Source organism: Streptomyces alanosinicus (genome assembly GCF_014650595.1).
GTDB classification, from domain to species: Bacteria; Actinomycetota; Actinomycetes; order Streptomycetales; family Streptomycetaceae; genus Streptomyces; species Streptomyces alanosinicus.
This window is the reverse complement of the sequence record NZ_BMVG01000003.1, coordinates 83,843-100,743: the sequence shown is the minus strand read 5'-3', so window position 1 is coordinate 100,743 and position 16,901 is coordinate 83,843. Positions and strand designations below refer to the sequence as shown.

Annotated in this window: 12 protein-coding genes; 9 read left to right on the top strand and 3 right to left on the bottom strand. The window is 72.0% G+C overall.

The window, feature by feature from the left end; genetic code table 11:
- Positions 1–5: 5 nt before the first annotated feature.
- Together IE277_RS09065 and IE277_RS09060 are read right to left on the bottom strand one after the other, a co-directional pair.
- Entirely contained in the window at positions 6–1,574 is a 1,569-nt protein-coding gene (locus IE277_RS09065) for an alpha/beta fold hydrolase (RefSeq protein WP_189950332.1), read from the bottom strand.
- A 108-nt stretch (positions 1,575–1,682) separates the two neighbouring features.
- The gene (locus tag IE277_RS09060) at positions 1,683–2,426 is read right to left on the bottom strand and encodes a hypothetical protein (RefSeq protein ID WP_189950330.1); all 744 of its coding nucleotides are present in this window, start codon (positions 2,424–2,426) and stop codon (positions 1,683–1,685) included.
- A gap of 142 nt (positions 2,427–2,568) precedes the next feature.
- Between IE277_RS09060 and ggt the strand changes: the two genes are divergently transcribed.
- Positions 2,569–4,395: a gamma-glutamyltransferase gene (ggt, locus tag IE277_RS09055; protein ID WP_189950328.1), complete on the top strand. Its 1,827-nt coding sequence runs from the start codon at positions 2,569–2,571 to the stop codon at positions 4,393–4,395.
- Between the two features lie 3 nt (positions 4,396–4,398).
- Here the strand turns inward: ggt and IE277_RS09050 are convergent, their stop codons facing one another.
- On the bottom strand, positions 4,399–6,975 hold the full coding sequence (locus IE277_RS09050; RefSeq protein ID WP_189950325.1) for an ATP-dependent Clp protease ATP-binding subunit: 2,577 nt from the start codon (positions 6,973–6,975) through the stop codon (positions 4,399–4,401).
- 197 nt (positions 6,976–7,172) lie between these two features.
- Between IE277_RS09050 and IE277_RS09045 the strand changes: the two genes are divergently transcribed.
- The 8 genes from IE277_RS09045 to IE277_RS09010 all read left to right on the top strand — a co-directional run bounded on the left by IE277_RS09045 (position 7,173) and on the right by IE277_RS09010 (position 16,831).
- Positions 7,173–7,424, top strand: a complete 252-nt coding sequence (locus IE277_RS09045; RefSeq protein WP_189950323.1) for a helix-turn-helix domain-containing protein — start codon at positions 7,173–7,175, stop codon at positions 7,422–7,424.
- 140 nt (positions 7,425–7,564) lie between these two features.
- Positions 7,565–9,412 (top strand): hypothetical protein, encoded by a 1,848-nt coding sequence (locus IE277_RS09040; RefSeq protein WP_189950322.1) that lies wholly within the window; start codon positions 7,565–7,567, stop codon positions 9,410–9,412.
- A gap of 207 nt (positions 9,413–9,619) precedes the next feature.
- Positions 9,620–10,462: a nitrilase-related carbon-nitrogen hydrolase gene (locus IE277_RS09035; protein WP_189950320.1), complete on the top strand. Its 843-nt coding sequence runs from the start codon at positions 9,620–9,622 to the stop codon at positions 10,460–10,462.
- Positions 10,459–11,742 carry an aspartate aminotransferase family protein gene (locus tag IE277_RS09030; RefSeq protein WP_189950318.1) on the top strand — a complete coding sequence of 428 codons (1,284 nt, stop codon included), beginning with the start codon at positions 10,459–10,461 and terminating at the stop codon, positions 11,740–11,742. Before IE277_RS09035 ends, IE277_RS09030 begins: the two co-directional genes overlap by 4 nt.
- 18 nt (positions 11,743–11,760) lie before the next feature.
- A complete protein-coding gene (locus IE277_RS09025) occupies positions 11,761–13,326 on the top strand; it encodes a PucR family transcriptional regulator (RefSeq protein ID WP_189950316.1) in 1,566 nt (521 codons plus the stop codon).
- A 155-nt stretch (positions 13,327–13,481) separates the two neighbouring features.
- The gene (locus tag IE277_RS09020) at positions 13,482–14,324 is read left to right on the top strand and encodes a nitrilase-related carbon-nitrogen hydrolase (protein ID WP_189950314.1); all 843 of its coding nucleotides are present in this window, start codon (positions 13,482–13,484) and stop codon (positions 14,322–14,324) included.
- Positions 14,325–14,396: 72 nt separating this feature from the next.
- Positions 14,397–15,800 carry a dihydropyrimidinase gene (gene hydA, locus IE277_RS09015; RefSeq protein ID WP_189950312.1) on the top strand — a complete coding sequence of 468 codons (1,404 nt, stop codon included), beginning with the start codon at positions 14,397–14,399 and terminating at the stop codon, positions 15,798–15,800.
- Between the two features lie 11 nt (positions 15,801–15,811).
- On the top strand, positions 15,812–16,831 hold the full coding sequence (locus tag IE277_RS09010) for a TIGR03842 family LLM class F420-dependent oxidoreductase (RefSeq protein ID WP_189950310.1): 1,020 nt from the start codon (positions 15,812–15,814) through the stop codon (positions 16,829–16,831).
- Positions 16,832–16,901 lie beyond the last annotated feature (70 nt).

The following is a 16,901-nucleotide window of genomic DNA, read 5'->3' as shown; positions in this document are numbered from 1 at the left end:
GGAGATCACTGCTCGCGCACGGGGACGGACACGTACGACGGGTCGTCCGGGGGCGAGGAGAAGGTCAGCTGCGCGCCGGACGGGTTGTGCTCGATGTACAGCGGGTCGACCGTGTCGGCCACGACCGCGAGGCGGTGCCCCGCGGGAACGTCGTAGGCTGTGGAGAACAGATCCAGGTCGACGTCGAACGGCTCGCCGGGCGTCCGCCCGTGCCAGGTGTACGGCGCGTGCGTGACCAGCTTGCCGACGCCGAGCGGCCCCACGTCGTACAGATAGGCCACGAGCGTGCCGCTCTCCGCGCTCGGGGTGAGCGTGGTGTGCAGGGCGGCCGTGCCGCGCACCTGCTGGGCGCTGCCGTACGTCTGCGACTGCCAGACGGCGGCCCAGCGGCGCGGCAGCAGCGGGATCGCGGCCATGGGCGGCAGCTGGGCCACCTGGTCCAGGATGCTGGAGAGGAACACGATGCCGCCGTCCGCGCCCGAGTCCACGCCTGCGTGGATGGTGGTGGAGCCCGCGAGCGCGATCTTCCGGCGGGTCGCGGCGACCGACTTCCAGTCCGGGTAGCCCTCGTATCCCCCCGCGCTACGGGACTTCAGCTGGACCGGCTGCTCGCGGTCGATGCCGTTGTCGGCGTCCTTCAGATAGTGGTCGAACCAGCGCTCGGTGTCCGTCCAGACGTCGTTGGGCAGCCCGAACAGGCCGGTCAGCTCGGCGGTCGCGTGGTCGCCGGGGCGCAGCTCCAGGCGCTTGGGCACCTTCAACTTCTCGTAGAAGTCGGCGTACTGGTTCGCCGGGAAGATGGTGTCGCCCCAGGCGTTGGCGAGCATGACGGCCGCGCCGTTCTTGTTCAGCTGGTCGACATAGGTCATGGCGGAACGTTTCCGCCCCCAGTCGATCATCTGCTGTTCCTTGGCCAGGTTCGACGAGTACAGGTTGTCGAAGATGTCCCGCAGTTCGGGGCTCTCCCGGCCGGTGAGGGTGGCCGCGCCGTCCAGTACGCCGAGCGCCTGGACGTGCTGGGTGCGGCCCGAGTAGATCGAGGCGACCAGGTCCGCCCAGCCGCTGAGCGCCGCCACCGCCTTGATGCGCTTGTCGTGCGCGGCGGCGAGCAGGCTGATCCCGGCGCCGTACGACACCCCGCCCATGCCGACGTGCGCCGGGTCGGCCGGAGTGTGGGCGAGGGCCCAGTCGATGACCTTGGAGGCGTCCGCTATGTCCGGCGGACCGGCCACTTCTATCCGGCCGCCGGACTGCCAGAAGCCGCGCACGTTGTAGGTGAGCACCACATAACCGGCGTCGGCGAGCTTCTGGGCCTGGGCGAGGTACTCCACCTGGGGCAGGGACCAGCTCGTGGGCAGCACGATGAGCGGGTAGCGCTGCGAGCCGTCCGCGCCGGCGGGCGTGACGACGTTCGCCTTCAGCACGGTGCCGCCGTCGCCGGTGATGTCGACGAAACGGACGGACGGGGCGGCGGCCTGGGCCGAGGGTGCCAGGCCGACGACGGTGCCGGCGATCAGCGCCGCCGAGACGGCTGTGGCGGCTGCGGTGCGCAAAGTGGTGCGACCGTGTCCCATGGGTCACTCCTTCAACTGTTGCAAAGAAAAGTGACCCGACGGTAACCGGGCGCCCTTACCGCAAGTAACCCGTCGGTAAGTTACGTACCAGTAAAGATTGTTGAACCGCTACGTGGCCGTGTCGGCGGAAGCCGTCTCCGGGAGGGGTGTCCGCGCCGCCCGTGTCACGTCGGCCACCAGCTCGACCACGTCCGGGCCGTACGCCTGCGAGTTGACCACCTTCAGCAGCAGGACGAAGGAACCCGTGGCGTACTTGCGGTGCAGCCGCTCGTGGTGGCGGGCGAGATAGCGGGTGGCGGCCTGGTTGGTGATGGCGCTCTGGCCGCAGAAGAGGTACACCGGGCGCGCCTGGCCGCCGCCGGTGACCCGGGCGAGGAGCACGTACTCGGCCGTGCCCCGCTCCATGGGGTAGTGCTCACTGCCGACTCGGAACGCGGCCCGTTCGGGCCCGGGCTCGGGGTCGGTGTTGATCCACACACCGGGCAGCATCGCCGATATGTGTGCAGCCATGCGCCGGTTCGCCGCCGGACCGCCCACACAGAACTCGGTGCGCTCACCGAAGCCCTGTTGGACCGCGTCCTGGGTGACCACCCGGGCGTGCGCGCCGCATTCCTTGATGAGGGCGGAGAGCTCCAGCAGGGCGAACACGTCGTACCGGTGCACGGCCGGTTCGGTGGCGGCCGGATCGCGGCTGACGACGAGCAGCGACTCCGAGTTCTCCGGCAGCCCGAAGAACGCCTGCTTGCGTCGCAGCTTGCGGCGCCACAGATACGTACGGGCCAGCCAGCCCAGCGAGGCCGAGATGCCGGTCCCCACCAGGCCCAGGACGATGTTGCGCACGTCGTCGTTCATGGCCGCGCATGGTAGCGGGCCCGGGCGACGGGTGCGTACCGGTGTTCGACGCGTGACGTTCGTGTGGCAGGGCACCCCGGCGTACTGTCGGTATGACGATGCTCTGGTTACGCTGCGCGGACTGTCCCGACGGGAGGTTCGGATGGATCGTCCTGGCATGCGGAAGCTGGCGGTTCTGGCGGTCTCGGCCGCCATGGTGTCGATGGGGGCGGCGGCGCCGCCCGCCGCGACAACGAGCGAGAAAGTCACCAAGGTTCCCGTCGCCGTGGGCTACGGCGGTGCCGTCGCCAGCGTCGACGCCGATGCCACCGCCGCCGGCATCGAGGTCCTCAGACACGGCGGCAACGCGGTCGACGCGGCCGTCGCCACGGCCGCCGCGCTCGGCGTCACCGAGCCCTACTCCTCCGGCATCGGCGGAGGCGGCTACTTCGTCTACTACGACGCCAAGTCCCGCACCGTGCACACCATCGACGGCCGCGAGACGGCGCCGCTCAGCGCCGACTCCGACCTGTTCGTCGAGAACGGCAAGCCGCTCGCCTTCGCCGACGCCGTCAGCAGCGGCCTGAGCGTCGGCACCCCGGGCACGCCCGCGACCTGGCAGCAGGCGCTGGACGAGTGGGGCAGCAGGAGCCTTGGTTCGGTCCTGAGGCCGGCCGAGCGGATCGCCCGCGACGGCTTCACCGTGGACGACACCTTCCGCGCGCAGACCGCGTCCAACGAGACCCGCTTCCGCTACTTCCCGGACACCGCGAAGCTGTTCCTCCCGAACGGACAGCTGCCGGTCGTCGGATCCACCTTCAAGAACCCCGAACTGGCCCGTACCTACGAGGAGCTGGGCCGGGAGGGCACGGACGCCGTCTATCGCGGGGACATCGGCGACGACATCGTCGAGACGGCCGAACATCCGCCGGTCGACCCCGCCTCCGGCTGGAAGGCCCGCCCCGGCCAACTGGCCGAGAAGGACCTCGCCGTCTACCGGGCCGAGTTCCAGGCCCCCACCAGGACGTCGTACCGGGGTCTGAACGTGTACTCCATCGCGCCCTCCTCCTCGGGCGGCACCACGGTCGGCGAGGCGCTCAACATCCTTGAGGGGGCCGACCTGTCGAAGGCGAGCGAGGTGCGGTATCTGCACCACTTCATCGAGGCGAGCCGGATCGCGTTCGCCGACCGGGGGCGCTGGGTCGGCGACCCCGCCTTCGAGGACGTACCGACCAGGCAGCTGCTGGCACAGCGGTACGCCGACTCGCGCGCCTGTCTGATCAAGGACGACGCGGTCCTCACCAGCCCGCTCGCCCCCGGCGACCCGCGTCACCCGAAGGCCTGCGACGAGGGCGGCAAGGCGGCCCCGACCACGTACGAGGGCGACAACACCACGCATCTGACCGTGGCCGACAGATGGGGCGATGTCGTCTCCTACACGCTCACCATCGAGCAGACCGGCGGCAGCGCCATGACCGTGCCCGGCCGGGGCTTCCTGCTCAACAACGAGCTGACCGACTTCTCCTTCACCCCGGCCGACCCGGCCGTGCACGACCCGAACCTGCCAGGACCGGGCAAGCGGCCCCGCTCCTCGATCTCCCCGACCATCGTGCTCGACCCGTACAACAGGCCGGTCGTGGCGCTCGGTTCGCCCGGCGGCGCGACCATCATCACCACCGTGCTGCAGACCCTCACCGAGTTCCTCGACCGGCATCTGCCGCTGGTCGACGCCATCGCCGCGCCACGCGCCAGCCAGCGCAACGCGGCCCAGACCGAACTCGAACCGGCCCTGTACAACAGCGATCTGAGGTCTCAGCTGGAGGCCATCGGGCACCGCTTCAAACTGAACCCCGAGATCGGCGCGGCGACCGGAGTGCAACGGCTGCCGGGCGGGAAGTGGCTGGCCGCCGCCGAGAAGGTACGACGGGGCGGCGGCTCGGCGATGGTGGTGGACCCGGACCCGGACCCGGACCCGGACCCGGAGCCGTAACCGTCACTGATCGGGCGCGGGCGGCCGCGTCTGGTCCGCGCGGGCATCCCGGGCAGGGGCGTCCGTGCGGAAGTCCAGCCGCCCGTCCCGGACGTCCACCGTCACCCGGCCGCCCTCGCCGATCGTGCCGTCGAGGAGCCGCTTCGACAGCTGGTTGTCGACCTCCCGCTGGATGGTGCGGCGCAGCGGCCGGGCACCGTACTCCGGCTGATAGCCGCGCTCGGCCAGCCAGTCGACGGCCGCGTCCGTGAACCGGACCGAGACGCCCTGCCCGTCCAGCAGCCGCCGGGTGCCCTCCAGCAACAGGTCGGTGATCTGCCGTAGTTGCTCGCTCGTCAGCTGCCGGAACACCACGATCTCGTCGATGCGGTTGAGGAACTCCGGCCGGAAGTGCTCACGCAGCGGCCGCAGGATCTGCTCGCGGCGCGCCTCCTCGTCCGCGTCCGCGCCGCCCGGCCCGAACCCGATCCCGGCGCCGCGCCGGGTGATCGCCTCCGAGCCGAGGTTGCTCGTCATCACGATGACCGTGTTGGTGAAGTCCACCGTCCGGCCCTGGGAGTCGGTCAGCCGGCCGTCGTCCAGGACCTGCAGCAGGATGTTGAAGACGTCCGGGTGCGCCTTCTCCACCTCGTCGAGCAGCAGCAGCGAGTACGGGTGCCGGCGCACCACCTCGGTGAGCTGCCCGGCCTCCTCGTGACCGACGTACCCGGGCGGGGCGCCGACCAGCCGGGATACGGTGTGCCGCTCCTGGTACTCGCTCATGTCCAGGCGGACCATCCGGTCCTCGCTGCCGAACAGGGCCTCGGCGAGCGCCCGGGCCAGCTCGGTCTTGCCGACGCCGGTCGGACCGAGGAACAGGAAGCTGCCGATCGGCCGGTTCGGGCTCGCGAGCCCCGCCCGGGAGCGCAGCACGGCCTCGGAGACCACGCTCACGGCCTCCTCCTGGCCGACGACCCGCTGGTGCAGATGCTCCTCCAGGCCGAGCAGCCGCTCCTTCTCCTCCTGGGTGAGCCGGCTGACCGGGACGCCGGTCCGCCGGGACACCACCTCGGCGATGGCCTCCCCCGTCACCTCCAGGTCCAGGCCCTCGTCGGCCTTCTCGTCACCGCTCGCCTCGGTGATCCGCTGCTTCAGCTCGCCGATCCGGTCGCGCAGCTCCTTGGCCTTGTCGTAGTCCTCGTCCGCGACCGCCTGGTCCTTGTCCCGGACCAGCTGCTCGGCCTCCCGCTCCATCGCGCGCACATCCGTGCCCTTGGTGCGCGCGCCGAGCCGCACCCGGGCGCCCGCCTGGTCGATCAGGTCGATGGCCTTGTCCGGCAGCCGCCGGTCGGTGAGATACCGGTCGGACAGCTCCACGGCCGCCACGAGCGCCTCGTCGGTGTAGCGGACCTGGTGGTGGGCCTCGTACCGGTCGCGCAGCCCGCGCAGGATCTCGATGGTGTCCGCGACCGTCGGCTCGGGCACCAGGATCGGCTGGAAGCGGCGGGCCAGCGCCGCGTCCTTCTCGATCCTGCGGAACTCCTCCAGCGTGGTTGCGCCCACGATGTGCAGTTCGCCCCGGGCGAGAGCGGGCTTGAGGATGTTGCCGGCGTCCAGCGCGCCGCCCTCGCCGCCGGAACCCGCGCCCACCACGGTGTGCAGCTCGTCGATGAACACGACCAGCCGGTCGGAGTGGGCGCGGATCTCCTCCACGATGGAGTTCAGGCGCTCCTCGAAGTCGCCCCGGTAGCGGGTGCCGGCGACCACCCCGGTCAGGTCCAGCGCCACCACCCGGCGCTCCGCCAGCCCGTCCGGCACGTCCCCGTCGGCGATCCGCTGGGCGAGGCCCTCGACGACGGCCGTCTTGCCGACCCCCGCGTCCCCGATCAGCACCGGATTGTTCTTGCCACGCCGGGACAGCACCTCGATGGTCTGCTCGATCTCGGTGTCCCGGCCGATGACCGGGTCGATCCGGCCCCGCCGGGCCAGGTCGGTCAGATCGCGGCCGTACTTGTCCAGGGTGGGCGTGCCGGTGGCGCGCTGCCGCTCCGGGCGGGTCTGGGTGATCTCCGGGGCCTCGGGCGGCACGGAGGCCGCCGGGAACCGGGCCGCGTGCAGGATGTGGCCGGCCGCCGAGTCCGGGTTGGCGGCCAGCGCGCTCAGCACATGCTCCGGGCCGATGTACCCGGCGCCGCTCGCCCGCGCCAGGTCGTGCGCGTCCAGCAGGGCCCGCTTGACGGCCGGGGTCAGGGACAGCGAGGTCGGCGGCGGCGCCTCGCCGGGCGGGTGCTGGACGGGGCCCGCCCGTTCGTCGATCTCCGTCGCGAGCGAGTCCGGGTCCGCGCCCGCCCGGCTCAGCAGGCTCCGGGTGGGCTCGGCCGCCACGGCGGCGCGCAGCAGGTGCTGGGTGTCCAGGTCCCGGCTGCCGTGCTCGGCGGCGTACTGCGCGGCCCCTCTGACCAGCTCCCGGGCCGGCTGGCTGAGCAGCCGGCCGATGTCGATGTGCCGGGGCGCGGGGGCTCCGCCGGTTCCGCCGGCGGCTCCGCTGAAGAAGCGGCCCAGGAAATCGCCGAAGGGATCAGGAGGGTAGCCGTTGGTCATGGCGTTCCGTTCCTTCGCTGGCTGTTCATGCCCACGATGACACGATCCGTGGGGGTGGGCATGTTCGCCTGTGGGGGTGGGGGCCCTGGGCGCCGGCGGCCTGCGGGAGCGTCGTGCTCGTCCGCGCCCCGCGGCGGAGCCGCCTACCGCACAGACCCGCGCCCCTTGGGGCGGCGGCCGGTATTAGAATGGGTGGCATGGTGCGCACCCCTCTCACCCCCGAAGAACGCGAACGCGGCGAGCGGCTCGGGCGGTTGCTGCGCGAGGCGCGTGGTGGCCGGAGCATGGTCGAGGTCGCCGCGCAGGCGGGTGTCTCCGCCGAGACGCTCCGCAAGATCGAGACGGGCCGGGCACCGACCCCCGCCTTCTTCACCGTCGCCGCCCTGGCCGGCGCCCTCGGGCTGTCGATGGACGAGCTGGTCGCGCACTGTGTGCTCGTGCCCGTGTGAACCGCCCGGCCCGCTCAGCGGCCGCGGACCCGCGCTGAGCTGTCCGCGCACTGTCGGAAAACTCTGTGTAGCAACGCCGTAACACGACTGGTGTTGCCTGGCCGACGAGGAAGTGCCGGCGGCCGGGCGGGAGCTGAGCGATGGCAGGGGATCAACTCCCTGACGGAGTACGGGAGTTCGCGAGCTGTCTGGAGGGTCTGCTGGCGCGCCTGGACCAGGGCGGAGGCTGGAGCGGGGTCTTCTGGCAGCGCGATCCCGACGGCATGCGGGCCTGCCTGGACGGGCGCGAGGTGCCGCCGTGGGACGTGGTGGAGGCGCTGCTGGAGGACCTCGCGGGGGTGTACGGCCGGGCCGCCGCGGTGGCCGAGCGGGAGCGCGCCCGCGCCCTGCACCGGGCCGCCCTCCTCGCGTACGACGCGCGGCCCGGCGCGCGGGACACCCTGGCCGACCGTCTCGATGTGATGCTCCGGGAACAGCGCTACGCCGCCGAACGCCAGGCCGGACTGACCCGACTGCTCGCCGCGCCGGCCTCCGCCGAGGACGCCGGCGCCCTCCGCCTCGACCTCGCCTGGGCCCAGGACGACCATGAACGCGCCACCGCGAGGTGTGCGGAACTGCGGTTCCGCCTGGCCGAGTTGGACCGCCGCGGAGCGGGGGACGTGCTGGGCGTGCGGCGAGCGGGCGGGTCCGGGCCGGTGTGGGGCGAGGCCGGGGAAGCGCAGGCACCGGGACCCGCGGCCGCCGCTGACGCGCCGCCGCGCCTCGCGGGCCCCGATGGCGGGGGCCGCGCGGCGGATCGGGCGGCGTCCGCCGGGATGCCGTCGCGCTTCCACGGCGCCGACCGCGAGCGCGCCGGGCGCCCGGCCTGTTCCGCCCCTGGCCACGCCTCCCCGCGCCCCGAGTCCGCCGGCCTCCCGACGCCGGCCCCGGAACCTTGGCCCACGGCCCTCGCCCCTTCTTCCGCTGTGCCTGCCTTCGACGCCGCACCCTCCGCCTCCGGCCACGCCTCCCCGCGCCCCGAGTCCGCCGGCCTCCCGACGCCGGCCCCGGAACCTTGGCCCACGGCCCTCGCCCCTTCTTCCCCCGCGCCCGCCTTCGACGCCGCACCCTCCGCCCCGGCCGCCGCCCCCCGGGCGGGCGCGTCGCCTGCGCCGACACTCGGCGCCTCGGGACCCGAGGCAGGCTCTCCCGCTGCTCCCGCTGCTCCCGCTGCTCCCGCTGCTCCCGCTGCTCCCGCTGCTCCCGTTGCTCCCGACAAGTCCCGCAAGCGTCGGCGGGGCAGTGCGCGGTTCGCCGGGATGGCGGAGGACGTGGCCGCTCCTGTCGTCGTACCGCAGGATCCGCGGCCGGCCGTGCCCGCGGACCGGCCCGTGGGCCGTACGCCGCGTGGGGCCCGGTTCGCCGGGGCCGGGGAGCCGCCGGCGGAGCCCGTGGCGGCCCCCGTCGAGGCCGTGGACGCCGAGGCGGCGGCCGCGGTGGCCGCGGTCGTGGAGCGGCTCGCGTGGCTGCGGGCGGGGGGACGCAGCGGGGAGGCGCATGTGCTGCTGGCCGAGGTCGCGCAGTGGCCGCCCGGCCGGTTCCCCTCGCTCGCGCACGCGATGCACCGGGCGGGGCTCGGCGCCGACTGGGCGACACTGCTGTGGGAGGCAGCCTCGCTGCCCGCCGAGCGGCTGGCCGGTGTCGCCGACGCGCTCGCCGCCGCCGGCCGGGACGCCGATGGACGGCAGCTGCTGCGGCAGGGCGTGTCCCGCCCGGCGGAGCAGATCGGCGCCGCCGTGCTGCGGCTGGCGGAGGCGGGGCGCCGGCGGGAGGCGGAGGCCCTGGTGGAGGCCTGTGTGCGGGTGCGCACGGCGGAGGAGGCCGCCCGGAGCGTCGTACCCGATCCGCCCCGGCTCGTGCCGCTGCTGCTGCGGGCCGCGCAGGCCGTCTCCGACGAGCGGCACTGGGATCTCTTACACGCCTTGCGGGTGGCCGGACACGCGACGTGACCGACGGGTAGGCCATCCCGTCCCGGTATGCTCCGGTTCATCCCTTCGAGCGGTCCCTTCCCTCACTCGCGGGGGTGTGACACGTGATCATCTCCGCGGGATGACGACGATGGTCTTGGCAAGGGCCTCCCGGAGGCTTACGTTCGACCCTCTACCGCCTGCTCTACGGGCGTAGAGGCTTTGACGGTCCCGTCGAAGGAGCAGCTCATGGCCAACGTCGTACGAGCCGCACTGGTCCAGGCCACCTGGACCGGCGACACCGAGTCCATGGTGGCGAAACACGAGGAGCACGCCCGTGCGGCCGCCCGGCAGGGTGCCAGGATCATCGGGTTCCAGGAAGTCTTCAACGCCCCCTACTTCTGCCAGGTCCAGGAGCCCGAGCACTACCGCTGGGCCGAGCCGGTGCCCGACGGGCCGACGGTGCGCCGGATGCGGGACCTCGCGCGCGAGACCGGCATGGTGATCGTCGTCCCGGTCTTCGAGATCGAGCAGTCCGGCTTCTACTACAACACCGCCGCCGTGATCGACGCCGACGGGACCTGCCTCGGCAAGTACCGCAAGCACCACATCCCGCAGGTCAAGGGATTCTGGGAGAAGTACTACTTCAAGCCCGGGAACCTGGGCTGGCCCGTCTTCGACACGGCCGTGGGCAAGGTCGGCGTGTACATCTGCTACGACCGGCACTTCCCGGAGGGCTGGCGGCAACTCGGGCTCAACGGCGCCCAGTTGGTCTACAATCCGTCGGCCACGCACCGTGGGCTGTCCGCCCATCTGTGGCAGCTGGAGCAGCCCGCCGCGGCGGTCGCCAACGAGTACTTCATCGCCGCCATCAACCGGGTGGGGCAGGAGGAGTACGGCGACAACGACTTCTACGGGACCAGTTACTTCGTCGATCCGCGTGGGCAGTTCGTGGGCGAGGTCGCGAGCGACAAGTCCGAGGAACTCCTCGTCCGTGACCTCGATCTCGACCTGATCGAGCACGTGCGGCAGCAGTGGGCCTTCTACCGCGACCGCCGCCCGGATGCCTACGAAGGGCTGGTGCAGCCGTGAACGACCTCTACTCCCGCCACCGCCAGGTGCTGCCCGACTGGCTCGCCCTCTACTACGACGAGCCGATCGAGATCACCCACGGCGAGGGCCGCCATGTCTGGGACTCCGCGGGCAACAAGTACCTGGACTTCTTCGGCGGCATCCTGACCACGATGACCGCGCACGCGCTGCCCGAGGTCACCAAGGCGGTCGCCGAGCAGGCCGGGCGGATCATCCACTCGTCCACGCTGTACCTCAACCGGCCGATGGTCGAACTCGCCGAGCGCATCGCCCAGGTGAGCGGCATCCCGGACGCCCGGGTCTTCTTCACCACCTCCGGCACCGAGGCCAATGACACCGCCCTGCTGCTCGCCACCGCCCACCGGCGCAGCAACACCGTGCTGGCCATGCGCAACAGCTATCACGGCCGCTCCTTCAGCACGGTCGGCATCACCGGCAACCGCAGCTGGTCCCCGACCTCGCTGTCCCCGCTGCAGACCCTGTACGTGCACGGCGGCGTCCGCACCCGCGGCCCGTTCGCCGGGCTGGACGACCGCGCCTTCATCGACGCGTGCGTCGCCGACCTGTCGGACCTCCTCGGACACACCCGCCCGCCCGCCGCGCTGATCGCCGAACCCATCCAGGGCGTCGGCGGTTTCACCTCCCCGCCCGACGGGCTCTACGCCGCCTTCCGCGAGGTCCTGAAGGAGCACGGCATCCTGTGGATCGCCGACGAGGTGCAGACCGGCTGGGGCCGCACCGGCGAGCACTTCTGGGGCTGGCAGGCGCATGCCCGAAGCGGCCCCCCGGACCTCGTCACCTTCGCCAAGGGCATCGGCAACGGCTCCTCGATCGGCGGGGTCATCGCCCGCGCCGAGATCATGAACTGCCTGGACGCCAACAGCATTTCCACGTTCGGCGGCACCCAGCTCACCATGGCCGCCGGTCTCGCCAACCTCAACTACCTGCTGGAGCACGACCTGCAGGGCAACGCCCGCCGGGTCGGCGGCCTGCTCATCGAGCGGCTGCGGGCCGTCGCCGCCCAGCTGCCCGGGGTGCGGGAGGTGCGCGGGCGCGGGCTGATGATCGGTATCGAGCTGGTCAGGCCGGGGACCGACGAGGCCGATCCGCAGGCGGCCTCCGCCGTCCTGGAGGCGGCCCGCGAGGGCGGCCTGCTGATCGGCAAGGGCGGCGGCCACAACACCAGCGCCCTGCGCGTCGCCCCGCCGTTGTCGCTCACCGTCGCGGAGGCCGAGGAGGGCGCGACGATCCTGGAACGGGCGCTTCGCAGTACGTACTAGAGAAACAGGTGTACGGCCATGACCACCGCCTCGGAGCCCCGCCACGGCGGGGAACCCGCGCTCTCCGTCCGCCATGTGCTGGCCCTGGAACGGGTCCTGGCCGGGGAACCCGAGGTGGTGGCCGGCGCCGGACACCTGGACCGGCCGGTGCGCTGGGTGCATGTCGCCGAGGCCGCCGACGTCGGGGTGATGCTCAGTGGCGGCGAGATGGTGCTCACCACCGGTGTGCTGCTGGCCGGTGACGAGGCCAAGCAGGCCGAGTACATCCAGTCGCTGCACCGGGCGGAGGCCGCCGCCGTCGTGCTCGGCCTCGGGCGGGCCTTTCCCACACCGCCGGAGGTGATGCGCCGGGCCGCCGAGCGGTGCGGACTGCCGATGGTCGTGCTGCACCGGCCCTTCCCGTTCGCCGAGCTGACCGAAGAGGTCCAGTGCCGGTTGGTGCGGCGGAAGTTCGCCGCCGTCAGCCTCTCCGAGACCGTACGCACCGAGCTGACCGCCCTGATCACCGCAGGCAGCCCCCTGCAGCGCCTGCTCGACGAGGTCGCCCGGCACAGCGGCTGCCCGGTCGTCCTCACCAACCTCGCCCACCGCGTCCTCGCCACGGCGGGGGAGCGGTCCTCGGTGGACGATGTGCTGCGCGACTGGGAGCGCATCGCCCGGCAGGCCGGGGCCGGCGCGGGCGGCGGCTGGATCAGCGCCGAACTCGGCGGGCGCGGGGAGCGCTGGGGCCGGCTGCTGCTGTGCGGCTACCGGGGCGGGCCGGCCACCGGCCGGCTGCTGGCCGACCGGGCCGCCGAGGCGCTGGTCCTGCACCGCATGCTCGGCGGCGGCGCCGGGCCCAGCTGGGAGGAGGAGTCCGCGCAGAGCCTGCTGACCGACCTGGTCTCCGGTGCCGTACCGGCCCGTCAGCTGCTGCCCCGGGCGCGCGCGGCCGGACTGCCCGTCAACCGGCGCACCTTCGTCCCGCTCGTCGTCCCGGGCCGCGCCGCGGACGAACTCGACCGGGTGCTGCGTCTGCTGGGGATGTCCGGACTGGTCGCCGAACTCGCCGACGGCGCGGCCGCCGTCCTGCTCAGCCTCCCCCGTGACCAGGACGCCGAGGCCCTCACCGGGCACTTCGCGGCCCGGCTGCACGCGGGGGCAGGGGGCGTCATCGCCGCCGCCGCTCCCCGTGGCGCCTGGGAGGACGTGCCCGCCGGACTGCGCGAGGCCCGGCATGTCGCCGACGCCGTCGCCGACTCCTCGGCCGGCCGCGAACTGCCGGCCGTGGTCCGGCTGAAGGACGTCCACCTGCGCGGGCTGATCCGGCTGCTGCGGGACGACCCGCAGGTGCAGTCCTTCGCCGAGCGGGAGCTGGACGGGCTGCTCCGCGAGGCCGAACCGGAGCTGCTGAACGTCCTGCGGACCTATCTCGCGACCGGCCGCAACAAGTCCCGCACCGCCCGGCTCCACCATGTCTCCCGGCCCGCCCTCTACCGCCGACTGGAGTCCATACAGGCCCGCCTCGGCGTCGACCTGGACGACTTCGAACAGGCGGCCTCCGTCCACATCGCGCTCCTCGCGCACGATGCGCAACAGGGGTGAAACTTCCGACGACCTGGGAAAACGGCGGTGAAACATGGGCCAGCGAACATGTGACACGGTGGCACGCGCACGGCCCGCAGACGTGACACGCTGCCAGTCGAACGGCCCTCGCGGGCTTCCTAGGCTCACGGAACACCGAGCTACCGGAGGTCCCGATGAGCCGAGTGATCCGTGCCGCCCTGTTCCAGACCGCGTGGACCGGCGACAAGGAATCCATGATCCAGGTCCACGAGCAGGCGGCCCGCGACGCCGCCGCGCAGGGCGCCCAAGTCCTCTGCTTCCAGGAGCTGTTCTACGGCCCCTACTTCTGCCAGGTCCAGGACAAGGCCTTCTACGAGTACGCCGAGCGGATCCCCGAGGGTCCGACCGTCCGGCGCTTCCAGTCCCTCGCCCGCGAGCTGGGCATCGTCCTGGTCCTGCCGATGTACGAGGAGGAGCAGCCGGGCGTCCTGTACAACACCGCCGCCGTGATCGACGCGGACGGCTCCTACCTCGGCAAGTACCGCAAGACCCACATCCCCCAAGTGCAGGGATTCTGGGAGAAGTTCTACTTCCGCCCCGGGAACAGCGGCTGGCCCGTCTTCGAGACGGCCGCCGGGAAGATCGGCGTGTACATCTGCTACGACCGGCACTTCCCGGAGGGCTGGCGGGCACTCGGCCTCGCCGGAGCCGAGATCGTCTTCAACCCCTCGGCGACCTCGCGCGGTCTGTCCCGCTACCTCTGGCAGCTGGAGCAGCCGGCGGCGGCCGTCGCCAACGAGTACTTCGTCGGCGCGATCAACCGCGTCGGCGTGGAGGACCTGGGCGACAACGACTTCTACGGCACGACCTACTTCGTCGACCCGGAGGCCCGGTTCGTCGGCGAGGTCGCGAGCGACAAGGAGACCGAACTCGTGGTCCGCGACCTCGACCTGGCGAGGCTCCGCGAGGTCCGCGACCGCTGGCAGTTCTACCGCGACCGGGCACCGGGGGCGTACGAGCCTTTGACGGCGCCGTAAGGCGCGCCAAGGGACGCGGGGAACTGCGCGACCAGCCACAGACGGCCCGCACGTGACGACGAAGGAGAACCAATGAGCGGCCGAACCATCATCCGCGGTGGTCTCGTCATCACCGCCTCCGACGAGATCCACGCCGACGTCCTGATCGAGGACGGGCGCGTCGCCGCCCTCGCCGCCTCGGGCACGCCCGCCGCCGGGGCGTTCACCGCCGAGAGGGTCATCGACGCCACCGGGAAGTACGTCATCCCGGGCGGCGTCGACGCGCACACCCACATGGAGCTGCCGTTCGGCGGCACCTTCGCCTCCGACACCTTCGAGACCGGCACCAGGGCCGCCGCCTGGGGCGGTACGACGACGATCGTCGACTTCGCCGTGCAGAGCGTCGGCCACACCCTGCGCGAGGGCCTGGACACCTGGCACGCCAAGGCCGAGGGCAACTGCGCGATCGACTACGCCTTCCACATGATCGTCTCGGACGTCAACGACGAGACGCTGAAGGAGATGGATCTCCTGGTGGAGGAGGGGGTGACCTCCTTCAAGCAGTTCATGGCGTACCCGGGCGTCTTCTACTCCGACGACGGCCAGATCCTGCGCGCCATGCAGCGCTCCGCCGAGAACGGCGGGCTGATCATGATGCACGCCGAGAACGGCATCGCCATCGATGTCCTGGTCGGGCAGGCGCTCGCCCGGGGCGAGACCGACCCGCGCTACCACGGCGAGGTCCGCAGGGCCCTGCTGGAGGCCGAGGCCACCCACCGCGCCATCCGGCTCGCGCAGGTCGCGGGCGCCCCGCTGTACGTCGTGCATGTCTCGGCCATGGAGGCAGTGGCCGAGCTGGCACGGGCGCGTGACGAGGGGCTCCCGGTCTTCGGCGAGACCTGCCCGCAGTATCTGTTCCTGTCCACCGACAACCTCGCCGAGCCGGACTTCGAGGGCGCGAAGTACGTGTGCAGCACCCCGCTCCGGCCACGCGAACACCAGGCCAAGCTGTGGCAGGGGCTGCGCACGAACGACCTGCAGGTGGTCTCCACCGACCACTGCCCCTTCTGCTTCGCCGGCCAGAAGGAGCTGGGCCGCGGCGACTTCTCCAAGATCCCCAACGGTCTGCCGGGCGTGGAGAACCGGATGGACCTGCTCCACCAGGCCGTCGTCGACGGGCACCTCTCCCGCCGCCGCTGGATCGAGATCGCCTGCGCCACCCCGGCCCGCATGTTCGGCCTGTACCCGAAGAAGGGCACCATCGCCCCGGGCGCCGACGCCGACATCGTCATCTACGACCCGCACGCCGAGCAGGTCATGTCGGCCCGGACACACCACATGAACGTCGACTACTCGGCCTACGAGGGCAAGCGCACCACCGGCCGGGTCGAGACGGTCCTCTCGCGCGGCGTGCCCGTCATCACCGAGCGGGAGTACACCGGACGCGCCGGCCACGGCGTGTTCACCCCGCGCTCCACCTGTCAGTACCTCACCTAGGAGTGGCGCCCATGGACTTCGGACTCGTCCTGCAGACCGACCCGCCGGCCTCCCGTGTCGTCAGCCTGATGAAGCGGGCCGAGCGCAACGGCTTCACCTACGGCTGGACCTTCGACTCCGCCGTGCTCTGGCAGGAGCCGTTCGTGATCTACAGCCAGATCCTGGCGAACACCGACCGTCTGACGGTCGGCCCGATGGTCACCAACCCGGGCACCCGCACCTGGGAGGTCACCGCCTCCACCTTCGCCACCCTCAACGACATGTTCGGCAACCGCACCGTCTGCGGCATCGGCCGCGGCGACTCCGCGATGCGGGTCGCGGGCCGCAAACCCAACACGCTCGCGCGGATCAGCGAGTGCATGAAGGTCGTCCGGGCGCTCGCCCGGGGCGAGGAGGCCGACCTCGGCGGCACCAAGATCCGGTTCCCCTGGATCAAGGAGGGCGCCGAACTCCCCGTCTGGATGGCCGCGTACGGCCCGAAGGCGCTGAGGATGACCGGCGAGGAGGCCGACGGTTTTATCCTCCAGCTGTCCGACCTGTATCTGACCGAGTACATGGTGAAGGCCGTCAAGGACGCGGCGGTCGCCGCCGGACGCGACCCGTCGCAGGTGACGATCTGCGTGGCGGCCCCCGCCTACGTCACCGAGGACGACTCGCCCGAGGCCCTCGCCCACGCCCGCGAGCAGTGCCGCTGGTTCGGCGGCATGGTCGGCAACCACGTCGCCGACCTGGTCGCCAAGTACGGCGCGCACTCCGCCCAGGTCCCCGAGGAACTCACCGACTACATCCAGGCACGACAGGGCTACGACTACGCCCACCACGGACGCAGCGGCAATCCGGACACCGCGTTCGTGCCCGACGAGATCGTGGACCGGTTCTGTGTGATCGGCCCCCCGGAGAAGCACATCGAGAAACTCAACGCCCTCCGCGCGCTGGGCGTCGACCAGTTCGCGGTCTACGACATGCACGACGCCCAGGAAGCCACCATCGACGCCTACGGCACACAGGTGATCCCGGCCATCAACACCTGACCGCTTCCCCTCGTCCGGCTTCCCCCACCGCCCCTCCTGGTCACCCCTCCCCGCCGTCCCGGGGAGGGGG